Consider the following 23,615-nt stretch of genomic DNA (forward strand, 5'->3'; position numbering starts at 1 on the left):
GGGAGGACATGGCGAATATGGAAGCAGAAACAGCGCGGGCCGGCTCGCAGCGGGTGAGCAACCGTTCCATCCTCGTGCTCTGTCTGGTGTTTTTCTGCGCCATGATCGGCATGGCCTATGCCGCCGTGCCGCTCTACAGCCTGTTCTGCCGCGTCACCGGTTACAACGGCACGACGCAGCGTGTGGAGCAATATTCCGACGTCATTCTCGACAAGACCATCAACGTCACCTTCGACGCCAATACGTCGAACGGCCTCAACTGGGATTTCCGCCCTGTTGACAAGATGGTCAAGCCGAAGATCGGCGAGACGATAAAGGTGACCTTCAAGGCGACCAATCGTTCACCGGTGGCGACCACGGGCACGGCGGTGTTCAACGTCACGCCGATGGAAGCCGGTGCCTATTTCAACAAGGTGGAGTGTTTCTGCTTCACCGAAACGACGCTGCAGCCGGGCGAAACGCTGGAAATGCCGGTGGTGTTTTTTGTCGATCCTGACATCGCCACGGCGCGCGAAACCAAGAGCGTCCATACTTTAACGCTGTCCTATACGTTTTATCCGGCCAAAACCGAAAAACCGGTTGCGTCCTTGCCGGTAAAGACAGAATCTGGCGACAGCAAATTGTAAGAGGAGATCCGGGTCTTTTGAGGGGGCCGGATCAGGGAAGAGATACCAGGGGATTGTCGCAATGGCAGACACGCATCAGAAGAACCACGATTACCACATCATAGACCCGAGCCCGTGGCCGCTTCTGGCCTCGATCGGCGCCTTCATCATGACTTTCGGCGGCGTCTGCTACATGCGTTACCTGTCGGGCGGCTCCTTCAAGCTGTTCGGTGCGGAACTGGCCAACCCCTGGCTGTTCTATATCGGTCTCGTCATCGTGCTTTACGTCATGTACGCCTGGTGGGCGGACACGATCAAGGAAGCCAATGAGGGCAGCCATACCCGCGTGGTTTCGTTGCATCTGCGTTACGGCATGATCATGTTCATCGCCTCCGAGGTGATGTTCTTTGTCGCCTGGTTCTGGGCCTATTTCGATGCCAGCCTCTTCCCGCATGAGGCCATCCAGGCGTCGCGCCTCGAATATACCGGCGGTCAATGGCCACCGAAGGGCATTGAGGTCATCGATCCCTGGCATCTGCCGCTCTACAACACCGTCATCCTGCTTCTCTCGGGCACCTGCGTCACCTGGGCGCATCATGCCCTGCTGCATAATGATCGCAAGGGCCTGATCTCGGGTCTGGCATTGACCGTCGCGCTCGGCGTCCTGTTCTCCACTGTGCAGATTTACGAATACATTCACGCACCGTTCGACTTCAAAAATTCGATCTACGGCGCGACCTTCTTCATGGCCACCGGTTTCCACGGTTTCCATGTCTTCGTCGGCACTGTCTTCCTGCTGGTCTGCCTGTTCCGCGCCATCGCCGGCGGTTTCACGCCCAAGCAGCATTTCGGCTTCGAAGCGGCCGCCTGGTACTGGCACTTCGTTGACGTCGTCTGGCTGTTCCTGTTCTTCGCCATCTATATCTGGGGTGGCTGGGGCGCGCCGCTGCACGGTTAACTTACGCCGTGTAGCCCACCACGTTGCTTCTCGGCCGAGCGAGCGCCACGTATTTCTTCTCCCCGCCGGGGAGAAGGTCGCGGCAGCGGGATGAGGGGGCAAGGGTAGAGATATCCGGAGAGCTTACCCCCTCATCCGACTCTTCGGGCCACCTTCTCCCCCTTGGGGAGAAGAAACCAGCCGCAATGCCGGGTCATATGCGACTACCCGAAGCGCCACGCACTCTTTGAGGTTTTTGCCAGCGGGAGCGGGAGGTCCTCATGTCTGAAACACCAAACGGAAATTTCGCGCCTGTCGATCCCATCAAGGTGGGCTTGAAAGGCTGCTGCCCCCGTTGTGGCAATGGCCGGCTATTCGATGGCTTTCTGACACCCAAACCCGCCTGTAGCGCCTGCGGACTGGATTACGGCTTTGCCGATGCGGGGGATGGTCCGGCCGTTTTCGTCATGCTGATCGTCGGTTTTCTGGTCGTTGGGCTGGCGCTCTGGGTCGATCAGCGTTTTGCCCCGCCCGTCTGGGTGCATGTCATGCTCTGGTTGCCGTTTACGGTGATTGTCTCTCTCGTGCTGCTGCGCAAGCTGAAAGGGATCATGATTGCGCTGCAATACCGCAACAATGCAAGCGAAGGCAGGCTTGATCGTGAATGACGTTTCCCACATGAAGGCGGCGCAACGGCGGGTCTGGTTCGCCGCGCCGCTGGTGTTGCTTGCGCTTGCCATTCTTCTCGGGCTCGGCACCTGGCAGGTGAAACGGCTCTACTGGAAAGAGGCGCTGATGGCCGATATCGAGGAAAGGCGCAACGCAAGTCCCGCCACGCTCTCCGATATCGAGGCCATCGTAAAAAGCGGCGGCGAGATAGAATACCGCAAGGTCAGGCTATCAGGCATTTTCGATCACGCGCGCGAGCGGCATTTCTTCGCCACCCATCAGGGCCAGACCGGTTATTATATCTATACGCCGCTGACACTCGCCGACGGCCGCATTCTTTTCGTCAATCGTGGCTTCGTGCCCTTCGAGATGAAGGAAGCGGCCAAACGGCCCGATGGCCAGGTGAGTGGCGAGGTGACGATAACGGGACTGGCGCGCGCGCCGCTGGTTGCAAAACCATCCTCGCTGTTGCCGGACAATGATATCGCCAAGAATATCTTCTACTGGAAGGATCTGGCGGCGATGGCGTCCAGCGCCGAGGTGCCGCCCGACCGGCTGGTCAAACTCTTCGTGGATGCCGACAATGCGCCTAATCCCGGCGGCTGGCCGCAGGGCGGTGTGACGCTGATAGATTTGCCCAATAATCACCTCCAATATGCGATAACGTGGTATGGTCTGGCGGCGGCCCTTGTCATCGTCGCCGGTTTTGCCTATTTCCGGAACGGTAAGGCGCAGGGTGAATGAAGAGCGCGCCGTCCGGTAGCTTGCCGGGCAAGGCCAAGGAGCGCGCCAAGGAGCACGAATGAACATCGCCGTTTCCAAACCCCCTTTGACGATAAGGCTGTGCGGACCGCGCGGCTTTTGCGCGGGCGTGGATAGGGCGATTCAGATCGTCGTGCTGGCGCTGAAAGCCTATGGCGCACCGGTCTATGTTCGCCACGAAATCGTGCATAATCGTTACGTTGTTGAAGGGTTGGAAGCCAAGGGCGCGATTTTCGTCGAGGAATTGCATGAAATCCCGGCCGAGCATCGTGAGCAGCCGGTGGTCTTTTCCGCCCATGGCGTGCCGAAATCCGTGCCTGAAGATGCGCAGGCACGTAACCTTTTTTATCTCGACGCGACTTGCCCGCTGGTCTCCAAGGTCCATAAGCAGGCCATGCGCCACCAGCGCCTCGGCCGTCATGTGGTGCTGATCGGTCATGCCGGTCACCCTGAGGTCATCGGTACCATGGGGCAGCTGCCCGAAGGCACGGTCTCACTGGTCGAGACGGTGGAAGATGCGGGTGTTTACGAGCCGGTCGACCGTGAAAACCTCGGTTTCGTCACGCAGACGACGCTTTCGGTCGATGATACCGCCGGTGTCATCGCCAGGCTGCAGGAACGGTTCCCGGCCATTCAGGCGCCTGCCGCCGACAGCATCTGTTACGCAACCACCAACCGTCAGGATGCGGTGAAGCAGGCAGCCCCCGGCTGCGATCTCTTCATCGTCGTTGGCGCCCCCAATTCCTCCAATTCAAAGCGGTTGGTGGAAGTGGCGCTGCGCGCCGGCGCCAAACACTCCGTGCTGGTGCAGCGGGCGTCGGAAATTGACTGGAATGAGATCGGCGACATCCGCACGGTGGGCTTGTCCGCTGGCGCGTCCGCCCCAGAAGTCATCGTTGATGAGATCATCGAGGCCTTCAAGGCGCGTTTCGATACCACGCTCGATCTCGCCGTGACGGTTGAGGAAACGGAACATTTCCTCGTCAACCGCGAGCTGCGCAGCATCGAGCTGACGACGGATGACATGGCCTTCGTTAATGGCAATGCCAGCAACGCGCTGCCGCCAAAAGCCACCGCCGGTATCTGAAGCGGGGTGGCGCTGAGCAAGGGCGGTTTTCGCCCTACCTTTGGCATGCTCCCCTGGATTTCCATTCCTTCCTTCATCAAGAGATATAAAATTGGCAGTTTATACTGATATTACCGAAGATGATCTGAGGAATTTCCTCACGCAATATGACGTCGGCAGCCTCACCTCCTATAAGGGCATTGCCGAGGGTGTCGAAAACTCCAATTTCCTGCTGCACACCACCAAAGATCCGCTGATCCTCACGCTTTATGAAAAGCGCGTGGAGAAAAACGATCTGCCGTTCTTCCTCGGTCTCATGCAGCATCTGGCCGCCAAGGGTCTGACCTGCCCCTTGCCGCTGCCGCGCAAGGATGGCGAATTGCTGGGCGAATTGTCGGGCCGTCCGGCAGCGCTCATTTCCTTCCTCGAAGGCATGTGGCTGAGAAAACCGGAAGCGAAACATTGCCGGGAAGTCGGCAAGGCGCTGGCCGCCATGCATCTGGCCGGCGAGGGGTTCGAGATCAAACGGTCCAACGCGCTCTCGGTCGATGGCTGGAAAGTGCTGTGGGACAAATCCGAAGAGCGTGCTGATGAGGTGGAGAAGGGGTTGAGGGAAGAGATTCGCCCGGAGATCGATTATCTCGCCGCCCATTGGCCGAAAGATTTGCCGGCAGGCGTCATCCATGCGGATCTTTTTCAGGACAATGTCTTCTTCCTCGGAGACGAGCTTTCCGGCCTGATCGACTTTTATTTCGCCTGTAATGACCTGCTCGCTTATGACGTGTCGATCTGCCTGAACGCCTGGTGCTTCGAAAAGGACGGCGCTTACAACGTCACCAAGGGCAAGGCGCTGCTGGAAGGTTACCAGTCGGTACGCCCGATGAGCGAGGCGGAACTGGAAGCACTGCCATTGCTGGCGCGCGGTTCGGCGCTGCGTTTCTTCCTGACCCGGCTTTACGACTGGCTGACGACGCCGGCCGGCGCGCTGGTGGTGAGGAAGGACCCGCTGGAATATCTGCGCAAGCTGCGCTTCCACCGCACGATCGCCAATGTCGCCGAATATGGGTTGGCGGGCGAATGAAACACGTCGATATTTTCACCGATGGCGCCTGCTCCGGCAATCCCGGGCCGGGCGGCTGGGGTGCGGTGCTACGTTATGGCGAGACCGAAAAGGAATTGTCCGGCGGCGAAGCCGACACCACCAACAACCGCATGGAACTGCTGGCGGCGATCTCGGCGCTCAACGCGCTGAAGAGCCCCTGCGAGGTCGATCTTTATACCGACAGCGCCTATGTGAAGGACGGCATCACCAAGTGGATTTTTGGCTGGAAAAAGAAGGGCTGGAAAACCGCCGATAACAAGCCGGTCAAGAATGTCGAGCTATGGCAGGCGCTGGAAGCGGCGCAGGAGCGCCACAAGGTCACTCTGCATTGGGTGAAGGGCCATGCCGGCCACCCGGAAAACGAGCGCGCCGATGAACTGGCGCGCAAGGGCATGGAGCCCTTCAAACGCCGGTAACGCAAGGCCTGCTGTCTTGACGGCGTAACTGCCTCTGGGCGGGCGCGACGCTCAATCCCGATTGGGGCGTCCGATTGAGAGACCGATTTGCGGCCCGATTGGGGGTTGTGAAAACTGAAACCCGACTTATCTTGTCGTCAAACAGCTTGGGCGGCGTTCCAGCGGAGGAGACATTCGGATGATCCTGCATTGTGTATTTCTAAGGTTCAAGGCTGCGACGGCATCCTCTGAAAAACACGCTGCTTTCGAGGCGATTGCGGCCCTGAAGGACGAGATACCGGGGATCGTCGATATTAAATACGGCCAGAACATCTCGCCCGAAGGCCTGAATGGCGGTTTCGTCGACGGCTTTATCGTTACGCTGGAAAGCCCCGAAGCCCGCGATGACTACCTCGCCCATCCCAAGCACCTGGAAGCGGGGGAACGCCTCGTCTCACTGACCGATGGCGGCCTTGCAGGGCTTCTGGTGTTCGACATGAATGTATAAAGGGGCGCGACCGGTCAGAAGGCGATCTTCCAGCCGGTCCGAACCCATAGGTTGGGATCGCCGCCCTCGGTGGTGACGTTTAGGTTCAGTGATGCCGTCCCGCCCGCCACATCGAATTCCGCACCAAGGCCGCCGCGCAGCCAGAAGCGGTCGATATCTTGCCCGGCGAAGGAAAACCCCATCAAGCCGTCAATGGTGCCCGTGGTCGCTGCCGTCTTCTTTTCCAGCCGGTAGGCCGCCTCGGCTCTTGCCAGGAGGCGGATCGAGTCGCTGAGATCGGTGACGCCATCAAGACCTGCGCGAATGATGGTGGATTGCTGGCCGCTCGCATCAAAACGGGCCGGAAACGCCCCGCCGGTTTCCGCATAAGCGCCCATCTCGGCTTTCGCATAGGTCACGCCGGCATAGGGCGTCAGGTTCCATTCGCCGATTGTCAGGGCATCCAGCCAGTCGATGCGCAGTTTCGCCGCCCATGCGTCGAGATCGGCCTCTCCGCGCGAATAATCCATCGCGCCGCCATTGAGGTAACCGCGCTCGATCGACATCCTGCCGGGTGCATAATAACCGCCAATGGTGGCATATAGGCCGTCAGTGAGCGGCAGGCTGATCTCGGGAGCGATGTAGAAGCCGCTGTGAATGAAGTCACCGCCGGTATTGATATCGCGTTGGTCGTAAAGGCCGCCAAAGGTGATGCGCGCCGTCGCGCCACCGTCGAGCCCGAAACCATAGCCGATATCGGCAATACCAAAAGCGCCAGCCGCATCGCGGCCGTCATTGTGACCAACATCGCTGACGATGGAAAAAGATTGACGGCCCGGCTCCAGCAGGCTGCGCATCGGCATGCCATGCGCGCCGTCGAGAACGGTATTGGCAATGTTGAGGCCGACACCCGCATTCGGCCTTGCTGCAATCGTCCCCGCATATTGATCCAGATCGATGATGCCCGAACGCGCAGGAAGGATGGAATGGCCAGTTTTGGCGGCGGAACCGGGTGAGGAAACAGAAGATGCAGTAGGTGTCGACGCTGCGCCAGATGTCGTGGTTGCGGGCGATGTGGAAGTATTGGAAGAGCCGGAGGGCGAGGCGGATGCAGATGAGGTAGATGATGGAGAGGAGGAGGTGGTGCCGGACGATGCCGAAGGCGTAGTTGAGGTTACCGCTCTATTGGTGGGATCGATTCCTCGCGGTTGTCTTCCGCTACTCCCTGGATCTGCAGGTGTCACCGTATCCACATTGTCAAGATTGGTGCGCGGGTCCGCTGTGGCGGAGACAGCAAGCACGATTCGGGCTATGTAAGATGTGTTATTTCTTGTTCGGCCCACAACGATGTTGCCATCGGCGCTTACGTCCGTAGCGGTACTTGTGAAGTCGCTGGCGATAGGGACACCATTGTTCCGCAACCAGTCCTCAACGGACAGCATTCCGCCAGGTTCGGTCCAGCGGAAGCCGCGCTGACCGCTGGCGGATTGCCAGTTCCCGACAATGACCGAACCGTCCGCGCTCATGGCATAGGGTATAGAGCCACTTCCGTTCGGAATTACCTCAAGCGGCTGCATTGATCCTGTGGCAGCGTTCCATCGGAAGGCATGCCATTCATCAATGAACATTTTGACGTCGGGGTTGACGGGACCGTCTTTGATGTCAGTTCCGTCGAACTTTCCCGCCCTGTCCTCCAACACTTCGATCGGCACTTGCACGACGAATCTGGAGACCCCCGCGACAATCGTGCCGTCCGTATTGGTCGCTAACGCACGCGCACCGTACGAACCGGGAAGTGTTCCGATATCGACAGCACCATCTGTTGCGGTCCAACGAAAGGCGTGCACGTTCGCCGCGGTAAAGTATTCCCCGACAACAACTCTTCCATCGAGGCTGACGTCAGTGGCAACGGAAGAGGTTACATCCGCGGGCATGTCAATCGCTGTCATGACACCGGTGGCCGCTGACCAGCGAAATGCTCGCTGCACATCAGCATTTTCGGATACACCAATGATGATCGACCCATCGCCACTCACGCCCGTGGCGGAGGATTTGCCGATCCCCTGTAGGGTGCCAAGTGTCCTCATTCCGGTTCTCGCGGTCCAGCGGAACGCCTGGTCGCTACTGGAGGTGCCCACGATCACGGAGCCGTCCACATTTGTCTTCTCGGGGCGGCCACCATTTGCTTCAATCCCACCATCAATATAGCGCAGCGTTCCCGTCGCCACCTCCCAGCGAAAAGGTCGCGGGCCATTGCTGGAAATCGAATATCCGACCGCGACAGACCCGTCTCCGCTGATGCCGTTGACGAAATTCGTTCCTGCTCCTTTGAGCCAGCGAACATAGGGGAAGCCCGGAATGTCACCTGCTGTGGCGACGCAGTTCAGTCCGAGCAACATTGGAACGGTGAAGAGAAATGTCAGAGGTTTTGCTGATAGCCAGCCCGTCCTCGGGCGCGGTGACAGAGCCGCAGGGCGGCGCGGCACTGGGGCGTTCAGCGCACAAGCTCCAATCAAGTTTTTGTGTGAAAAGAAAATCGAGTGAGGCTGGAAAATTGTTGACGTGTTGCAGCACATACCCACCTTTTCTCCGGTGTCGTACCCTGTGACGAACCTAGACAGGGTTCAACGGACTAAGGGCAGGAATATTTTGTGGATGGCGCATCATGCCCATTTGTGAATAAATGAATGAATTTAAGTATTGATATGTATTATCTGCTTTTCATAGTTTATTAGGCAGATAAATTTAATTATTTTTTATTTAACTAAATTAAATCTGTATATATATAAGTAAATATCGACTTATATCTTGAGTAATTTGTCTGAAGTGCTCGTGATTCGTCAAGGCCCGCGAACGATAAGTCCGCGGGCCTGATTAATATTTGATGTATGAAGTTGTGTACTTAAGAATGGGCTTGTTAAAGCTGCTCAATCATTGCCGCGGCGGCCGACACGGTCGCCTGGCCGGGGTTCTCTTCGACATTCAGAGACTTCACCACGCCGTCTTCTACCAGCATCGAATAACGCTTCGAGCGCACACCAAGACCGCCGCCGGAAAGATCGGCATCGAGGCCGAGCGCCTTGGTGAAGGAAGCGTCCCAATCGGCAAGGAAGTGGATTTTGCCCTGGCCGCCCGACGATTGCGCCCAGGCGCCCATCACATGCCAGTCATTGACGGAAATGACGGCGATATCATCCACGCCCTTGGCGAGAATGGCGTCGCGATTTTCGAGATAGCCCGGCAGATGGTTCAGCGAGCAGGTGGGGGTGAAAGCGCCGGGAACAGCAAAGAGAACCACCTTCTTGCCGCCGAAAAGCGCGTCCGTGGTGGTATCCACCGGGCCATCGGCCGTCTTTTCCTTGAAGGTTGCTGAAGGCAGTTTTTCGCCGATCTTGATGGTCATGTCCGTGCTCCTGTGGCCGTTCGGTTCGCGCGAACTATAGAGCAGGGACATGAAATCTGTCATGCGGTTTTCGTCTGAAATGCCGTATGCCGGACACCCGCTCAGGGCTTGGGAAAATTCAGCACCGTTTCCATCGCCCGGTCACCGGATTTGACCAGGATGGGCCAGCTGTTGCCCGGCAACTGGTAGGTCTTCGGCAGGCCTTTGATGTTCATGTAGAAGGAGAGCTTGCGCTTGTCGCGCACCAGGTTCTGCGGTTCGTAATAGGCAAAACCGGAAGGGCCGGCGATGAAGATTTCGGTCTCCTTGGGCGCATTTTCCGGGAGCTGCAGCTGCACGCCGAGCATGGTCTTGTCGGGCGTAATGTGGAAATCGATGACCTTGAAATCGTCGGAAGCCGCTTCGGGCAGGGTCTCGCGCGCCTCTTCGAGAAGGCGGCGTTCCTCACTGTCATCATCGGTAGCATTGCCGCGGCTGATGGAAAATTTCGCCTCGAAGGGAATGCAGATATTCTGGCACACGCCGATGAAGGCGGTGATGTCGATCGTCCCGCTTGCCGCCGGATCGGTGGCCTTCAGCTGAAAGGGAAGGCTGACGGCGTGGTCATAACCGATATCGGTGATATCGCCGTTCTCGATCAGTTTCGGGACGGGATAGGCCATGGTGGTCAGGCTGACGCCGCTTGCCGGATCGGCGGTGATCTGCGGCGGTATGCCGGCTTCGCCCGGTTCGCGCCAATAGGTTATCCAGCCGTCCTTCGGCTCGATCTGCAGCACGCCGCGCACCACGCCGTCAGCATCCATGGCAAGGCTTGCCACGCGCATCTGGCCGCCTTCGCTTCTTGCCCAGTCGGTAATTTCGGCCTGCGCGGCTTGCCCGCCACCGAGAAGGGCGGCGAATACGACGGCGAGGCGAAGATGTGAAAATCGAAAGAATAGACTGGAGCTCATGCTTCCCGTCTAACCCAACATCGCCCTGCGGACCAGTTACGAATTCGTGCGGTTCATCATTTTCGGTTGATTGATCGGATACTATGTCGCATCCTGTCCCTTGTCGAAGTGCGAATACCGTTTTTCGTTCAATGACGAAATGCGGTCTGCTGGAGGCGCCGGTGAGCTTTTCAACCCTGATGGACAAACGCGAACGTGGCTCTTTCGACAGCCAGTTCCTGATCGCCATGCCGGGGCTGGACGATGGCAATTTTGCCCGTTCGGTGATCTATATCTGCGCCCATTCGGACGCCGGCGCCATGGGCTTCATCATCAACCGCCCGCAGCAGATCACCTTCACGGACATCCTGCTGCATCTGAAGCTGGTGGATAGCAACGACGCGATCATGCTGCCCAACCGCACCCGCGAGTTTCCGATCCAGTGCGGCGGCCCGGTCGAATCAGGCCGCGGCTTCGTGCTGCATTCGGATGATTATTTGAGCGAATCCTCCATTCCGGTCAGCGATGATATTTCACTGACGGCGACGCTCGATATTGTCCGTGCCATTTCCAATGGCCGTGGCCCGCAAAAGGCGACCATGATGCTCGGTTATGCCGGCTGGGGTCCTGGCCAGCTGGAAAACGAGATCGCCAATAATGGCTGGCTGAATTGCCCGGCCGCGGAAGAGCTGATCTTCGACCGTGGCCTGGACAATAAATATGAGCGGGCGCTGGCCCTGATGGGCGTCGATGCCCGTATGCTCTCCACGGATGCCGGGCACGCCTGAGCCCATTTTGTTCTCGATTGTTTTTTGCTGGAACCAAATCCTGATCCCCGACGTTACTCACCCGGAAAGCCGAACAGAAAGTACGGCTTAACTAGGGAGAAGTAATATGGGTAGCACATCTGACAAGATCGCCGGTAAAGCCAATGAAGTTGCTGGCAAGGTGAAGAAAAACGTCGGCGAAGCGACGGGCAATGACGAATTGCGCGCCAAGGGTGCCGCCCAGGAAACCAAGGGCAAGGTTCAGTCCTCCGTTGGTAAGGCGAAAGACGCTGTCAAGGGCGCCGTCGACCGCATGTAATATTGCATGAATTGATGCGCCCCTCCCACAACCGGGCGCGTGGAGCGCATGTGTTCTCGCACATGCGCTCTTGTCATGCGTGGGCCCAGGCTGACACGTTCGTCATGCCGATATTTTATGTCTGCCTTTTCTCCTCCGACCATTGCAAGGGTGTCACCCGTGAAGCTTTTCTCCTGCGCGTCCTGCGGCCAGCCTGTTCATTTCGACAATCGCTTCTGTGTCGCCTGCGGCCATCGTCTGGCCTTCGTGCCGGAACGGCTGTCCATGGAAGCGCTCGCACCTGCGGGTGAACCGAACTGGCAGATCATCGCGGAGCCGGATAGGCAGGTGCGGTTCTGCGCCAATGAGGTGAACGATATCTGCAACTGGTCGGTGCCGGCGGAGAGCGCCAGCGCCTTTTGCCCGGCCTGTAGCCATAATCGCCTGGTGCCGGACATTGCGACGGAAGAGGGGATCGAGCAATGGCGCGGCATCAGCCAGGCCCAGCGGCATCTGTTTTATTCGATCCTGAAGCTTGGCTTGCCGCATCCCAACCGCGATGCCGATCCCGCCGGCGGTCTCGTTTTCGACTTTCTGGTGGACGAGGTCGCACCCGATGGCTCCATCATTCCCGCCATGACCGGTCACGACGAAGGCCTGATCGCCATTCGCGCCGCAGAAGCGGATGATGCGACGCGCGAACAGGTGCGCGCCAATATGAATGAGCCCTATCGCACCATGCTCGGCCATTTCCGCCACGAGGTCGGGCATTTCATCTGGAACAAGCTGGTGCGCGACGCGAACCGGCTGGAAGCCTGCCGCGCCGTTTTCGGGGACGAGCGCGAGGATTACGCCGCCGCCCTGCAACGCAATTACGAGGGCGGGCCGCGACCAGACTGGCAGGAGAATTTCATCAGCGCCTATGCCTCGGTCCACCCGTGGGAGGATTTCGCCGAATGCTTCGCCCACTATCTGCATATTGTCGATACGCTGGAGACGGCGCGCGCCTTCGGTGTGGCGATAGACCCCGACGGACACGAGGAAATGGCGGCGGAGGTAACCTTCGATCCCTATAGGGCCCGTAGTGCCGCACAGCTGGTCAAGGCCTGGATTCCGCTCAGCGTCGCCATCAATTCCATTCAGCGCAGCATGGGGGAGGCGGACCTTTATCCCTTCGTGCTGACGCCGCCGGTGGTGGCGAAGATGGAGTTCGTTCACGACCTCCTGCATGGAAACGTGGCGGTGGATGCGCCGCAGATGGCGATGGGTCAGTGATCGTTTGGCGAGAAATCCAAGACTTTTGAGGAGAAGGAATAATCTCTCTTCCGTCATCCTCGGGCTTGTCCCGAGGATCTGCCAATGGTCATTTTAGGATGCGTGATTAGATCCTCGGGACGAGCCCGAGGATGACGTCGCGTTTTGGGGAGAGGGGTGGCGTCACCGCACCCCTTCGCTCAAGACGCCCGCTTCGTCGGCTGGAACCGCTCGCGCAGGAGCTTCAGCGCCGCATCGCCGGAAACCGGGGTGCCGAACATGAAGCTCTGGCCGAAATGGCAGTTCATGCGCGCCAGTTCCGCCGCATCCTCGGGCGTTTCGATGCCTTCCGCCACCACCTGCATATCGAGCGCGCGCGCCATGGCGATGACCGAGCGCAGGAGCACGTTGCGCTTGTCGCTGGTATTGGCCACCAGCGCCTTGTCGAGCTTGATCGTGTCGAAGGGGAAGCGGGTGAGATAGGCGAGCGACGAATAGCCGGTGCCGAAATCGTCCATAGCGAGGCTGAGGCCCGTTTCCTTGAGTTTGGAAAGCACCAGCCGCGCCTGTTCCGGGTTTTCCATCACGACGGATTCCGTCAGTTCCAGCTTCAGCTGTTGCGGATTGCAGCGTGTGCGGGTCAGCATGCCGCGCACGTCGTTGTACAATTCGTTGTTCAGCAATTGCGCGCTGGAAATATTGACGGAAATGAAGATCGGCATCTTGTCGATGGCATGCTGCCAGTCCATCAGGTCGGTCGCCGCCCGTTCCAGTGCGAACATGCCGAGCGGCTCGATCAGGCCGGAAGCCTCCGCAATCGGAATGAACTCGCTCGGCGGAATATTACCGCGCTTGGGATGTTCCCAGCGCATCAGGGCCTCGAAACCGGCCAGCGCGCCATCGTCAAGCTTGACGATCGGCTGATAGGCGAGCGACAGCTCCTTGCGCTCGATGGCGCGGCGAAGGTCGCTTTCCATCTGCAAACGGTCGGTGCCGGATGTGCGGAAGGCGGGGCGGAACGGCTCGACGCGGTTGCCGCCGGCGCGCTTGGCGCGATACATGGCCAGTTCGGCGTCGCTCAGCAGTCCGGCCGCACTTTCCTGCTGGTCGATCCACGAGACGAGGCCGATGGAGGCGGTGAGGATGATTTCGCGGTTGGCGAAATTGATCGGCACCATGATCGCCTTGTTCACCGCATCGGCGAAATCGGCAACACGCTGCGGATCGCGCTCGGAGGTCAGGATCAGGCCGAACTCATCGCCGCCGAGACGCGCCAGCGTATCCTGCGGTTTCAGCAGGCGGCGCAGGCGCCGGGTCAGCGCAATCAAAATATTGTCGCCGGCGGCAATGCCGAGTGTGTCATTGACCAGCTTGTACCGGTCGATATCGATCGCCATCACGGTCGGCCGCACGCCCTCGCTATCGGGGGACAGGTTGAGGATTGATTGCAGCCGGTCGAGGAAGACCTGACGGTTCGGAAGCCCGGTCAGATTGTCGTTCATCGCATCCTGCAACAGCCGCTCCACCGAATTTTTCTGCTCGGTGATATCGGTAATGGTGCCGACGCAGCGGATGATTTCGCCGTTGGAGCCAAGAACCGGACGGGCGCGGATTTGCAGCCAGTGGAAATGGCCATCCTCGGCGCGAATGCGGAATTCGTGGTTGAGGCGGCCCTTGCGGTGGTCGAGCAGCACGTCGAGCGTCGCCTTGAACCGGTCGCGGTCGTCCGGGTGCAGACGTGGCAGCCAGTTGCGCGCAGCACCATGCATGGTGCCGGGTTCCAGCCCCAGCCGGTTGGAAATGTCAGGCGTGGTGACGATGCGGTCACGCGTCACATCCCAGTCCCACACGGTATCGCCGCTGCCCGTCAGCGCCAGCGATTGGCGCTCGAGATCGGAGAACAGGCCCTGCTGATAGGCGCTGCCGGCAAAGGCATGCTGAATGACGGTGAAGCCGATCAGCAGCACGATCAGCACCAGCCCGCCGCCAAGCGCCGGCTGCACGATGTCGTTGTCCAATTGTCCCGTTACCGTCAGCCAGCTGCCGAACAGCCAGACGAGAATGAGTGCCCAGGAGGGCACGAGCAAAATAGCCCGGTCGTAACGGTTGAAGCCGAGATAGATGATAAGCGCGATACCGGCCGTCGCCGTCAGCGCAAAGGAGACACGGGCAATACCTGACGCAACGGAGGGATCGTAGATCGCCACGCCGAACAGCAGCGCCAGACCCACCACCCAGGCAAAGGTCGCATAACCCAGATGCGCATGCCAGCGGTTGAGATTGAGATAGGTGAAGAGGAAGACCACGAAGCTGGAGGCGAGCGCGACTTCGGCGCCCGCCCTCCATATTCGTTGATCGCTCGAGGTGACGGTGATGAGTTTTTCGAGAAAACCGAAATCGACGCAGATATAGGCGAGCACAGCCCATGCCAGTGCGGCCGATGCCGGTAGAACAGAGGTTCCCTTGACCACGAAAAGGATGGTCAAAAGCACGGCCAGCAGGCCGGCAATGCCGAGCACGATGCCGCGATAGAGCGTAAACGCGTTGATCGTGTCCTTGTAGGCTTCCGGTTCCCAGAGATAGATCTGCGGCAGCTGTGGCGTGGAAAGCTCGGCTACGAAGGTGATGACGGAGCCGGGATTGAGCGTGATGCGGAACACGTCGGCATCCGGGCTTGGCTGCCGGTCGAGCGCGAAGCCTTCGCTCGGCGTGATGGCGATGATGCGCTGCGAGCCGAGATCGGGCCAGAACAGCTTGGAATTGACGAGACGGAAATGCGGCGCGACGATCACGCGCTCCAGCTGCTCTTCGGAGACGTTGGCGAGCGCAAAGACCGCCCAGTCACCCTGATGGTCTTCGGAACTGGCGCGCACTTCGATACGGCGGCGGATGCCGTCAGGGCCGGGTGCGGTCGAGACCTGAAAGGCTTCGCCCTGATTGGCATAGATATCGGTCGTTGCGGTGAGATCGAGCGCCGTGTCGTCACGGGAAATCTTCACCGGTTCGAAAGCGTAGGAATGAGAGGCAAAAAGCACGAAAAGCAGGAAAAACGGCACAGCCAGTGCGATTGCCGCCAGACGTTTCGACAGGCACGGCGCAGTGTGATTGTAGGTCATGTATCGTACTTCGTTCCGCCGGAGCTTTGCTTGTCGGCAAGAAGGGAAAACATCATATGATCCCGCCATTGGCCATTGATTTTCAGATATTCCCGCAAGAGGCCTTCCCGCTGGAACCCGGCATTTTCGAGAAGCCGGATGCTTTTGAAGTTTTCCGGAATACAGGCTGCCTCGATACGGTGCAACTGAAGTCCGTTAAAGATGTAGGGTATTACCAATTTTAATGCGGCAGACATATGGCCTCGTGCCGCGTGCCGTTCGCCTGTCCAGTAGCCGATCATGCAGCTTTGTGCGGCGCCCCGGCGGATGTAACCGATGGTGATGCCGCCGACGAGCAGGGTTTCTTTTTCGAACAGCAGAAACGAGACGGCGGTGCCGGAGGAAAATTCCTGGCCGTTGCGCACCACGCGCATGCGGAAGGCGCCTTCGGTCAGCTCATCCGGGCGCCAGGTCGGCTCCCAGGGCTGAAGAAACTGCCGGCTTTCCGAGCGTAGCACATGCCATTGCTTGAAATCGCTGTAACGCGGCAGTCTGAGGAGATGATCGGCGCTGCGCAGTTCCGGCGTGTCGTTATGTCGGGAAAGAAAACGCAGCATTCACGATCCCTGGGCGGCAGATATCGCCATCCGCAAGCGGGACGGCGAAAAAGATGAGCGGTCTTCGCCTTTAAGTCCCGCTCTCATAGTGGTTTATCCGTTCGCCTTTATCCTTGCAGGCTGCTGCGCGGACAGCGCGGCAGTGATGTCTGAAAGCGGCGGCAGCTGTTCCAGTGGGCCAATGGCAGACAATGTCGGAACTGTATCGAAAAACAGCCGGCCTGCAAGATCGGTCAGGCGCTCCCGGGTGATGTCTTCGAGGCGCGTCATCATTTCTTCATTGGGGATGGGGCGGCCGTAAAGCATCATCTGCCGGGCAATCTGGCCGGCGCGGGCAGCCGGGCTTTCCTGTCCCATCAGCAATTGCGCCCGGATCTGTGCGCGGGCGCGGTTGATTTCGTCCTGATGGATAGTCTCCGAAGACTTGCGCAATTCATCGACGATGACGGGTATCAGTTCCGGCAGGTCATTGCCGCCGGTCGCCGCATGCACGCCGAAAATGCCCGTATCGGAAAAACCCCAATGGAAGGCATAAACGGAATAACACAGGCCGCGCGCCTCGCGCACTTCCTGGAAGAGACGCGATGACATGCCGCCGCCGAGAATATTGGCGAGTATCTGCGAACAATAGAAGTCGCGGGCGTGATAGGCCTTGCCCTCGAAACCGAGCAGCACCTGCGCATCCATTAGGTCGCGCGTCTCGCGGATTTCCCCGCCGGTATAGATCGCCTTTTCCATGACGGGCGGTGCCGCCGGCACGAGCGGCAGCGAGGCAAAACGCTCCTCCACCTGCTTCACGAAGCTTTCGTGATCGACCGCGCCGGCGGCGACGACGAAAATCCGGTCCGTCGTATAATTGCGGGCGAGATAATGCCTGATCTCACCGCTCGTGAAGGATTGCACGGTGTCGGGCGTGCCGAGGATCGGCCGGCCGATGGTCTGGTCGCGATAGGCGACGCCGGAGAAATTGTCGAAGATCACGTCGTCAGGCGTATCGGTCGCAGCGCCGATTTCCTGGAGAATGACGTTTTTCTCGCGCTCCAGCTCGTCTTCGTCGAACAGCGATTCCGTCAGGATATCAGCAAGGATATCGACCGCGAGAGGAACATGGTCTTTCAGGACGCGGGCATAATAGGAGGTTGTTTCCGTCGATGTTGCGGCGTTGACTTCGCCACCGACGTTTTCGATCTCTTCGGCGATCTGCCGGGCGGTGCGGCGCGCCGTACCCTTGAAGGCCATATGTTCGAGAAGATGGGCGATGCCGTGCTCGGCAGTCGTCTCGTTGCGGGACCCGGATTTGATCCACACCCCAAGAGCAACGCTTTCGAGATGTGGCATTCTTTCCGTTACAACGGTCAACCCGGACGAAAGCCGGGTCACATTAACTCTCATACTCAACGTCTTTCCGCGTCTCTATTTGCCGGCGCGTGCATGTTGGCCGATGAAGGTTTCCACGGCTTTCAGCTCTGCGTCCAGAATGTCGAAACGCTCCTCCCGGTTCATAATGTCAGCTAGCCATACTGGAAGCGCCGGGTCGATTGCGCAAGCGGATTTTACAGCGGCCGGGAATTTAGCCGGGTGGGCGGTCGACAGAACCACCATCGGGCTTCCCGCTTTTTCGTGCTTCTCAGCCACGAAAACGCCGGTCGCCGTATGCGGATCGATCAGGTATCCGGTCTTTTCAAGTGTGTCGCGAATGGTCGCCGCAACCTGCTTTTCGGTGGCGCGGCCGGCGCGGAAATCCTTTTTGATGAATTTCAGTGCCTTCGGCGGAATTTCAAAGGCGCCGGACTGCTTCAGGCCATCCATGGACGCCTTCACCGCAGCGGAATCGCGGTCATAGGCTTCAAACAGCAGGCGTTCGAAGTTGGACGAAATCTGGATATCCATCGAAGGCGAGGTGGTGGGCTTGACGCCGCGCATCTCGTAACGGCCGGTCTTCAGCGTGCGTGCCAGAATGTCGTTGTCATTGGTGGCGATGACCAGCTTGTCGATCGGCAGCCCCATCTTCTTGGCGACGTAACCGGCGAAGATATCGCCGAAATTGCCTGTCGGAACGGTGAAGGAAATCTTCCGGTCCGGGCCGCCGAGCGACAGCGAGGCGGTGAAATAATACACCACCTGCGCCATGATGCGCGCCCAGTTGATGGAGTTGACGCCGGAAAGCTTCACGCCGTCGCGGAACTTCACGTCGTTGAACATCTCTTTGACCAGCGTCTGGCAATCGTCGAAATTGCCGTTGATCGCCAGCGCATGCACGTTGGAAGCGGTGGATGTCGTCATCTGGCGCTGCTGCACCGGCGAGACCTTGCCGTTCGGGAAAAGGATGAAGATATCGGTGCGTTCGCGCCCGGCAAAGGCATCGATCGCCGCACCGCCGGTGTCGCCGGACGTGGCGCCGACAATGGTGGCGCGCTCGCCGCGTTCCGTCAGCGTATAGTCCATCAGGCGGGCGAGAAGCTGCATCGCCACATCCTTGAAGGCGAGCGTGGTGCCATGGAAAAGCTCCAGCACGAAGGTGTTCGGGCCGGTCTGCGTCAGTGGCACGACGGCAGGGTGACGGAACGTCGAATAGGCGTCGTCGATCATCGCCTTGAACTTGTCGGCCGGAATTTCGCCGCCGGTGAAACGGTAGAGAACCTCGAAGGCGACGTCCTGATAGGATTTTCCGCGCAGGTTGCGGATTTCCTTCTTCGACATGGAAGGCCACTCGCGCGGCACGTAAAGCCCGCCGTCACGGCCAAGGCCTGCCAGCAGCGCGTCGCAGAAACCAAGCGAAGGGGCCGCACCCCTGGTCGATACATATTTCACGAGATAGTCCCTTGTCGTTTACCGGTCTGTCCGTGCCGTTACCGGCTCTTTATCAGCAGCATCCCGCCGGAATGAGGCGATTGGCGAGGTAATGAAGGGCTTTTTTGAAAATTCAAGCAAAACCGAACATGCCAATCGATTTTTTCCGGCGTCGCTGCTATAGACCATCGCCAACCTGCGTGAAAGGTCAATAAACAGCGTCTCCGGTTCGGTTCCGGGACAATGGAGAGGGAATTAGAAGAGTGTCAGGGAATTTCTTGCGTTTGTCCGCCGCGATGTCGCTTCTGGCCGTCGTTGCAGGATGTAATTCATCCAACCCGTCGGACTCGCTTGCCGTCAATCCTCCGGCCGCGCAGGCCAATGCCGTCACCCCGGTGGTGCAGGCCAACTGCCCGACGGTCACGGTTCTCGACGCCAGCGCCGTGCATCGCGTTTATGCCGGCGGCGCCAAGGACGATCCGCAGAAACTCGCCTATCAGGTGTCGCTGTCAGATACGACACGGTCCTGCTCCGCCAATGAATCGACGCTGACGGTGAACGTCCTGGCGCAGGGCCGTCTCGTTCCCGGCCCGATGGCCAAGCCCGGCCGCGTCACCGTACCGATCCGCGTGACGGTGAAGGACGGCGACGGCGAGATTTTCGGCGAAACGACCAATTTCGCCATCGACGTTTCGGCAGGCGGAGCGGGCACGCAGTTCATCTTCAACAACGACCACGTCGCCATTCCCAACGGACCGGGCGGCGCGCCGCGGTCTGTCAGCGTCTATATCGGATTTGCCGAGCAGGGTGCGAAGGCGAAAACGAAGCGCCGGTGATTTGACGGGAGAAATGAGGCCGGAGATTGCTTTTGCGGCCTCCGGTTGGACTACGGAGTAATATTCCTCATACGCGACGTCATCCTCGGGCTTGTCCCGAGGATCCAAACACCTCACGTAAATTCAAACCGTTGCAGATGCTCGGGACAAGCCCGAGCATGACGAAGTGGCGTTTGGGCGAAAGCCAGCAACTCAAAAAGCGCCTTCCCACTCCGCCATAGCCGCAATCACGGCCGGCAGATCCTGCATGCGCGAGATCACCGTTTCCGCACCGGCATCCGTCAGCCGGTCGGCGTGGCTCGGATAGGTGTGGGATGCGCCGGTGAAGCCGATGACCCGCATGCCGGCGGCCTTCGCGCCATGGATGCCGTGCACGGAATCTTCGACCACCACCACGCGATCAGGCGAGACGCCGAACTGTGCTGCGCCGTGCAGAAAGATATCCGGCTTCGGCTTCACGCGGTCGGCGCCGAGGTCCTTGGCGGAATAGATATGCGGCGCGAAATAGGGTTTCAGGCCCACCTTCGTCAGCATCATGTCGAGGCGGTGGCTCGAGGAGTTCGAGCAGATGCAGCGCGGCGTCGTCAGGCGCGACAGCGCGAACTTCACGCCCTCGATGATCTTCACGTCACGCTCCAGCCGCATGTCGAGCAGCTTTTCCGACTTGTCGAGCAGCGATGCGGAGAGCGGAATGCTGGCTTCGCTTTCCACCTGCAGAAGAATGTTCTTCCAGGTCATGCCAGCGAAGCGCTCGCCCATTTCCTCGACGGAGATCGGGTAACCGGCCTCGGTCAACAGGCGGGATTCCACCTGGGCGGCGATGATTTCGGAATCGACCAGAACGCCGTCGCAGTCGAAAATAATGAGGTCGAAGCCGCTCATGGGCGCTCCCTTTATCGGATTTGCTCGGAAGAAAATGATGCCGGGCTTTTAGACCATGTCCGCGCCAAGCTCAACCGGTTCGCCCGCAAGGGTCGGTCCCGCCGGGCTCATAGCTTGGCGAGGAATGGGTTAGCGGCTGCCAGGCTTCGAATATTCGGTTTGACGTCCCTAAAAACCGCTACACAGGGCTGCGGCATTTGCGTTAAGGGATAGTATGCCCAAGCCAGAAAAAACCACGCCCGAAGACACCATCGCCGCACGCATCAGCCGCACTCTGGCCGAGCGCATCGTTCGTGGTGAGCTGTCGCCGGGCGAACGTCTGCGGCAGGATCATATCGCCGCCGAATTCGGCGCTTCGCATGTGCCGGTGCGCGAGGCTTTCCGCCGGCTGGAAGCGCAGGGGCTGGCCGCCAGCATTCCGCGCCGGGGTGTGCGGGTCGCGGATTTCGGGCTCGACGATGTGCGCGAGGTTGCGGAAATGCGCGCAGCCCTTGAGGTGCTGGCGCTGCGCCACGCTATTCCCAACATGACCCCTGCCATTCTCGATCAGGCGGAAGCGGCCACCCTTGAAGGCGATAGCGCCGTCGATGTTCAGCATTGGGAGGAGGCCAATCGTCGTTTCCACCGCCTCATCACCGCGCCCTGCAACATGCCGCGCCTGATGGAGGCTATCGACGGGTTGCATGCGGCGAGCGCCCGTTTCCTGTTCTCCGCCTGGCGGGCCGGCTGGGAACGCCGCACCGATACCGATCACCGCGCAATCCTGGATGCGCTTCGTGGCGGCCGCGCCGAGGAGGCGGTGCGCATTCTCGATGGACATGTGCAATGGATCGGCCGTAAGGCGATCCGCACCTCGTCCGGCTCGGTGCGTGATGCCTTCGCCATCGTTGGATAGGGCGAACTCGTGACCGTCCGCCTGCGGCCCCACCACCTTCTCTGTATGCTGACCTATGTCGGCAAGGGCTACACATCGGGCTTCGTGGAAAATTACGACCGCGTTGCCGCCCGGCTGAATGCGGGCGAAGATATCGAGCTGGTGGAGGGGGCGGACGACGTCTGCGAAGGTCTGCTCTGCGAAAGCCATGCCCACTGTTTCAACGACGGTATTGTGCAACGGGACGAGACGGCCCGTCTGTCGGTTTCGACACTTCTTGGCGAAACATTGATTGCCGGTAAAAGGCTGCGGGTGACGCCGGATTTTCTCGCCAAGATGCGCTTGGCTTTCGCCGCCGGAGACATCCGGCAGGCCTGTCGCGGCTGCCAGTGGATCAGGCTATGCGACCGTATCGCGGCTTCGGGATTTGCCGGCGTGAAAATCGGCGTGCCGTCACAGGTGGTGCCGAAGGATGCAATGCGCCATCCGATGCTCAGGCCCAAATATGGGCCGTCCGGCCGGAAATTGTGATGTTCTAAATTCCGCCGGCCCTCATCCCTGTGCTTGTCACAGGGATCCAGCCGGCGCGCGTCCGCGCGACGGGGAGACTCCTTTCAGCCTAAGGACTTGGGCTGGCTGGATTCCTGTGACAAGCACAGGAATGAGGGAGGGGCAGGAGGAATGAGGATGCGGGGAACAACCGCCCCGTGGCAATTACTCCGCCACAGTCGTCTCGGTCCGCTCCGCCGCCTTGACGGTCGCCGTGATCTCCTTCGGGTCGCGGCCGGACTTCTTGTCGTAGCTTACCTTCACCGAATAATCGCCGGGATGCAGGGTTTCCTGATGTTTCGTGCCGTAACGGCCGGAAATCTCCTTCTGCGTGCCCTGAAGGTCCTTGGTCGTTTCAACGATATCGATCCGTTCCGCACCGGGGGCGGTGATGGCAAGAACGCCGGCATCGAGATTAAGGGTAATTTCCGAGCGTTGTCCGGCGGTTACCGTGAATGGCTGTTCCGCCGTCACCTTGCCTAGACGGGCGCGCATGACGAAATCGCCTGCGGGCATTTCCATCATCTTGCCGGTGCCGTAAACGCCGCTGATGGTCTGGCGCGTGCCATCCAGTGTTTCCTTGGCTGACATCGCCTCGAAACGGATGTCGTCCGTTTCGACAGCCCTGCCGCCCTGCGCATAAACCGCCTTGGCGATGACCACGCCGCTTGGAATGACCAGCTCATGGCTGATCTTTTCGCCGGCCTTGACGGCAAGCGTTTCCTGCGCCCGCGCTGGCCCAATGCTGCCGGTCAGCACAATCTCGCCAGCCGGCACGAAGACCGTATTCTGCCCATAGACGCTGTCCTTGAAATCGCCCTTGGTGATTTCGGTTTTCGTCTGTGTTTCCACATCGCCGCCGGCGCTACGTTTCGGCACGACAGTCAGTTCCGCCGCGTCGAAATTCACCTTCGGCCGCGCGATGCTTCCGTCCTTCACCTCGAAGGGCACGTCGCGGGTCACATTGCCGAGCGCCGCCACGCCGACATATCTGCCGGCAGGCAGTTTTGCTTCGAAGGTGGCGTCATAGGACCCGCCGGCATTGGTGTCGGTGCGCGCGCCGGTTCGGTCGGCCTTGTAAAAATCCCAACGCACCTTGTCGCTGTTGCCAAGTGAGGGGCCGCCGTCGAACAGCACCGCGTCGGTAACGACGTTATATTGCGGGGTCGGAGCCGGTTCCTGCGACAGCGCCGGCAGCGCCGTTGCGAAAAAAGCGGCACAAACGACATTCATGGAAAAAGAAGCCATTTTCATCACGGACCCCATTGCGGATTACCCCCTGCCATAATGGCTCTTCC

23 protein-coding genes are annotated in these 23,615 nt (G+C 59.5%); 14 read left to right on the forward strand and 9 right to left on the reverse strand.

The genetic code is table 11. From position 1 onward, the window contains the following. The first annotated feature begins 8 nt into the window (after window positions 1-8). From NYR50_RS02075 to NYR50_RS02110, 8 genes are all read left to right on the forward strand, one after another. Window positions 9-626, forward strand: coding sequence for a cytochrome c oxidase assembly protein (locus tag NYR50_RS02075; protein WP_006309822.1), 618 nt, complete (start codon window positions 9-11; stop codon window positions 624-626). A 61-nt stretch (window positions 627-687) separates the two neighbouring features. Then, window positions 688-1,563, forward strand: a complete 876-nt coding sequence (locus tag NYR50_RS02080; protein ID WP_418136626.1) for a cytochrome c oxidase subunit 3 — start codon at window positions 688-690, stop codon at window positions 1,561-1,563. Between the two features lie 260 nt (window positions 1,564-1,823). Next, on the forward strand, window positions 1,824-2,210 hold the full coding sequence (locus tag NYR50_RS02085) for a DUF983 domain-containing protein (protein WP_080825725.1): 387 nt from the start codon (window positions 1,824-1,826) through the stop codon (window positions 2,208-2,210). Between the two features lie 10 nt (window positions 2,211-2,220). After that, window positions 2,221-2,955 carry an SURF1 family protein gene (locus tag NYR50_RS02090; protein WP_418137327.1) on the forward strand — a complete coding sequence of 245 codons (735 nt, stop codon included), beginning with the start codon at window positions 2,221-2,223 and terminating at the stop codon, window positions 2,953-2,955. A 58-nt stretch (window positions 2,956-3,013) separates the two neighbouring features. Next, window positions 3,014-4,060 carry a 4-hydroxy-3-methylbut-2-enyl diphosphate reductase gene (ispH, locus tag NYR50_RS02095; RefSeq protein ID WP_010971140.1) on the forward strand — a complete coding sequence of 349 codons (1,047 nt, stop codon included), beginning with the start codon at window positions 3,014-3,016 and terminating at the stop codon, window positions 4,058-4,060. Window positions 4,061-4,151: 91 nt separating this feature from the next. Beyond that, window positions 4,152-5,120, forward strand: a complete 969-nt coding sequence (locus NYR50_RS02100; protein ID WP_418136627.1) for a homoserine kinase — start codon at window positions 4,152-4,154, stop codon at window positions 5,118-5,120. Continuing rightward, the gene (gene rnhA, locus NYR50_RS02105; protein ID WP_003511799.1) at window positions 5,117-5,557 is read left to right on the forward strand and encodes a ribonuclease HI; all 441 of its coding nucleotides are present in this window, start codon (window positions 5,117-5,119) and stop codon (window positions 5,555-5,557) included. The genes NYR50_RS02100 and rnhA overlap by 4 nt, the downstream gene beginning before the upstream one ends. A 178-nt stretch (window positions 5,558-5,735) precedes the next feature. Next, a complete protein-coding gene (locus NYR50_RS02110) occupies window positions 5,736-6,044 on the forward strand; it encodes a Dabb family protein (RefSeq protein WP_418136628.1) in 309 nt (102 codons plus the stop codon). A gap of 14 nt (window positions 6,045-6,058) precedes the next feature. Here the strand turns inward: NYR50_RS02110 and NYR50_RS02115 are convergent, their stop codons facing one another. The 3 genes from NYR50_RS02115 to NYR50_RS02125 form a co-directional block, all read right to left on the reverse strand. Then, the gene (locus tag NYR50_RS02115; RefSeq protein WP_418136629.1) at window positions 6,059-8,599 is read right to left on the reverse strand and encodes an autotransporter domain-containing protein; all 2,541 of its coding nucleotides are present in this window, start codon (window positions 8,597-8,599) and stop codon (window positions 6,059-6,061) included. A 341-nt stretch (window positions 8,600-8,940) separates the two neighbouring features. Beyond that, window positions 8,941-9,426: a peroxiredoxin gene (locus tag NYR50_RS02120; RefSeq protein ID WP_418136630.1), complete on the reverse strand. Its 486-nt coding sequence runs from the start codon at window positions 9,424-9,426 to the stop codon at window positions 8,941-8,943. Window positions 9,427-9,527: 101 nt separating this feature from the next. Continuing rightward, the gene (locus NYR50_RS02125; protein WP_418136631.1) at window positions 9,528-10,376 is read right to left on the reverse strand and encodes a protein-disulfide reductase DsbD domain-containing protein; all 849 of its coding nucleotides are present in this window, start codon (window positions 10,374-10,376) and stop codon (window positions 9,528-9,530) included. Between the two features lie 161 nt (window positions 10,377-10,537). Here NYR50_RS02125 and NYR50_RS02130 point away from each other — a divergent pair, with 161 nt between their 5' ends. The 3 genes from NYR50_RS02130 (at window position 10,538) to NYR50_RS02140 (ending at window position 12,695) form a co-directional block, all read left to right on the forward strand. Then, entirely contained in the window at window positions 10,538-11,143 is a 606-nt protein-coding gene (locus NYR50_RS02130; protein WP_010971144.1) for a YqgE/AlgH family protein, read from the forward strand. 106 nt (window positions 11,144-11,249) lie between these two features. Then, window positions 11,250-11,441: a CsbD family protein gene (locus NYR50_RS02135; RefSeq protein WP_077982800.1), complete on the forward strand. Its 192-nt coding sequence runs from the start codon at window positions 11,250-11,252 to the stop codon at window positions 11,439-11,441. Between the two features lie 159 nt (window positions 11,442-11,600). After that, complete coding sequence (locus NYR50_RS02140; RefSeq protein ID WP_230059880.1) at window positions 11,601-12,695, forward strand: zinc-binding metallopeptidase family protein; 1,095 nt, start codon at window positions 11,601-11,603, stop codon at window positions 12,693-12,695. A gap of 179 nt (window positions 12,696-12,874) precedes the next feature. On the opposite strand, the gene NYR50_RS02145 is transcribed toward NYR50_RS02140, so the two are convergent. The 4 genes from NYR50_RS02145 to thrC form a co-directional block, all read right to left on the reverse strand. Then, complete coding sequence (locus NYR50_RS02145) at window positions 12,875-15,790, reverse strand: EAL domain-containing protein (protein WP_006309835.1); 2,916 nt, start codon at window positions 15,788-15,790, stop codon at window positions 12,875-12,877. Continuing rightward, the gene (locus tag NYR50_RS02150; protein WP_006309836.1) at window positions 15,787-16,386 is read right to left on the reverse strand and encodes a GNAT family N-acetyltransferase; all 600 of its coding nucleotides are present in this window, start codon (window positions 16,384-16,386) and stop codon (window positions 15,787-15,789) included. The genes NYR50_RS02145 and NYR50_RS02150 overlap by 4 nt, the downstream gene beginning before the upstream one ends. A gap of 93 nt (window positions 16,387-16,479) precedes the next feature. Continuing rightward, entirely contained in the window at window positions 16,480-17,778 is a 1,299-nt protein-coding gene (locus NYR50_RS02155; protein ID WP_010971146.1) for a M16 family metallopeptidase, read from the reverse strand. A gap of 21 nt (window positions 17,779-17,799) precedes the next feature. Beyond that, window positions 17,800-19,197, reverse strand: coding sequence for a threonine synthase (gene thrC, locus NYR50_RS02160; RefSeq protein WP_162687969.1), 1,398 nt, complete (start codon window positions 19,195-19,197; stop codon window positions 17,800-17,802). 275 nt (window positions 19,198-19,472) lie between these two features. Between thrC and NYR50_RS02165 the strand changes: the two genes are divergently transcribed. Beyond that, entirely contained in the window at window positions 19,473-20,012 is a 540-nt protein-coding gene (locus NYR50_RS02165) for a PilZ domain-containing protein (protein ID WP_167304469.1), read from the forward strand. Between the two features lie 192 nt (window positions 20,013-20,204). On the opposite strand, the gene NYR50_RS02170 is transcribed toward NYR50_RS02165, so the two are convergent. After that, window positions 20,205-20,894, reverse strand: coding sequence for an HAD family hydrolase (locus NYR50_RS02170; protein WP_004440401.1), 690 nt, complete (start codon window positions 20,892-20,894; stop codon window positions 20,205-20,207). A gap of 214 nt (window positions 20,895-21,108) precedes the next feature. Between NYR50_RS02170 and NYR50_RS02175 the strand changes: the two genes are divergently transcribed. Together NYR50_RS02175 and NYR50_RS02180 are read left to right on the forward strand one after the other, a co-directional pair. Then, window positions 21,109-21,789, forward strand: coding sequence for a GntR family transcriptional regulator (locus tag NYR50_RS02175; RefSeq protein ID WP_010971151.1), 681 nt, complete (start codon window positions 21,109-21,111; stop codon window positions 21,787-21,789). 45 nt (window positions 21,790-21,834) lie between these two features. Then, complete coding sequence (locus NYR50_RS02180; protein WP_418137328.1) at window positions 21,835-22,299, forward strand: DUF1284 domain-containing protein; 465 nt, start codon at window positions 21,835-21,837, stop codon at window positions 22,297-22,299. A gap of 183 nt (window positions 22,300-22,482) precedes the next feature. Here the strand turns inward: NYR50_RS02180 and NYR50_RS02185 are convergent, their stop codons facing one another. Next, the gene (locus NYR50_RS02185; RefSeq protein WP_418136632.1) at window positions 22,483-23,583 is read right to left on the reverse strand and encodes a hypothetical protein; all 1,101 of its coding nucleotides are present in this window, start codon (window positions 23,581-23,583) and stop codon (window positions 22,483-22,485) included. Window positions 23,584-23,615: the final 32 nt, after the last annotated feature.

The organism is Agrobacterium sp. El2ro-1b (assembly GCF_048298475.1).
Taxonomy (GTDB): Bacteria; Pseudomonadota; Alphaproteobacteria; order Rhizobiales; family Rhizobiaceae; genus Agrobacterium; species Agrobacterium fabrum.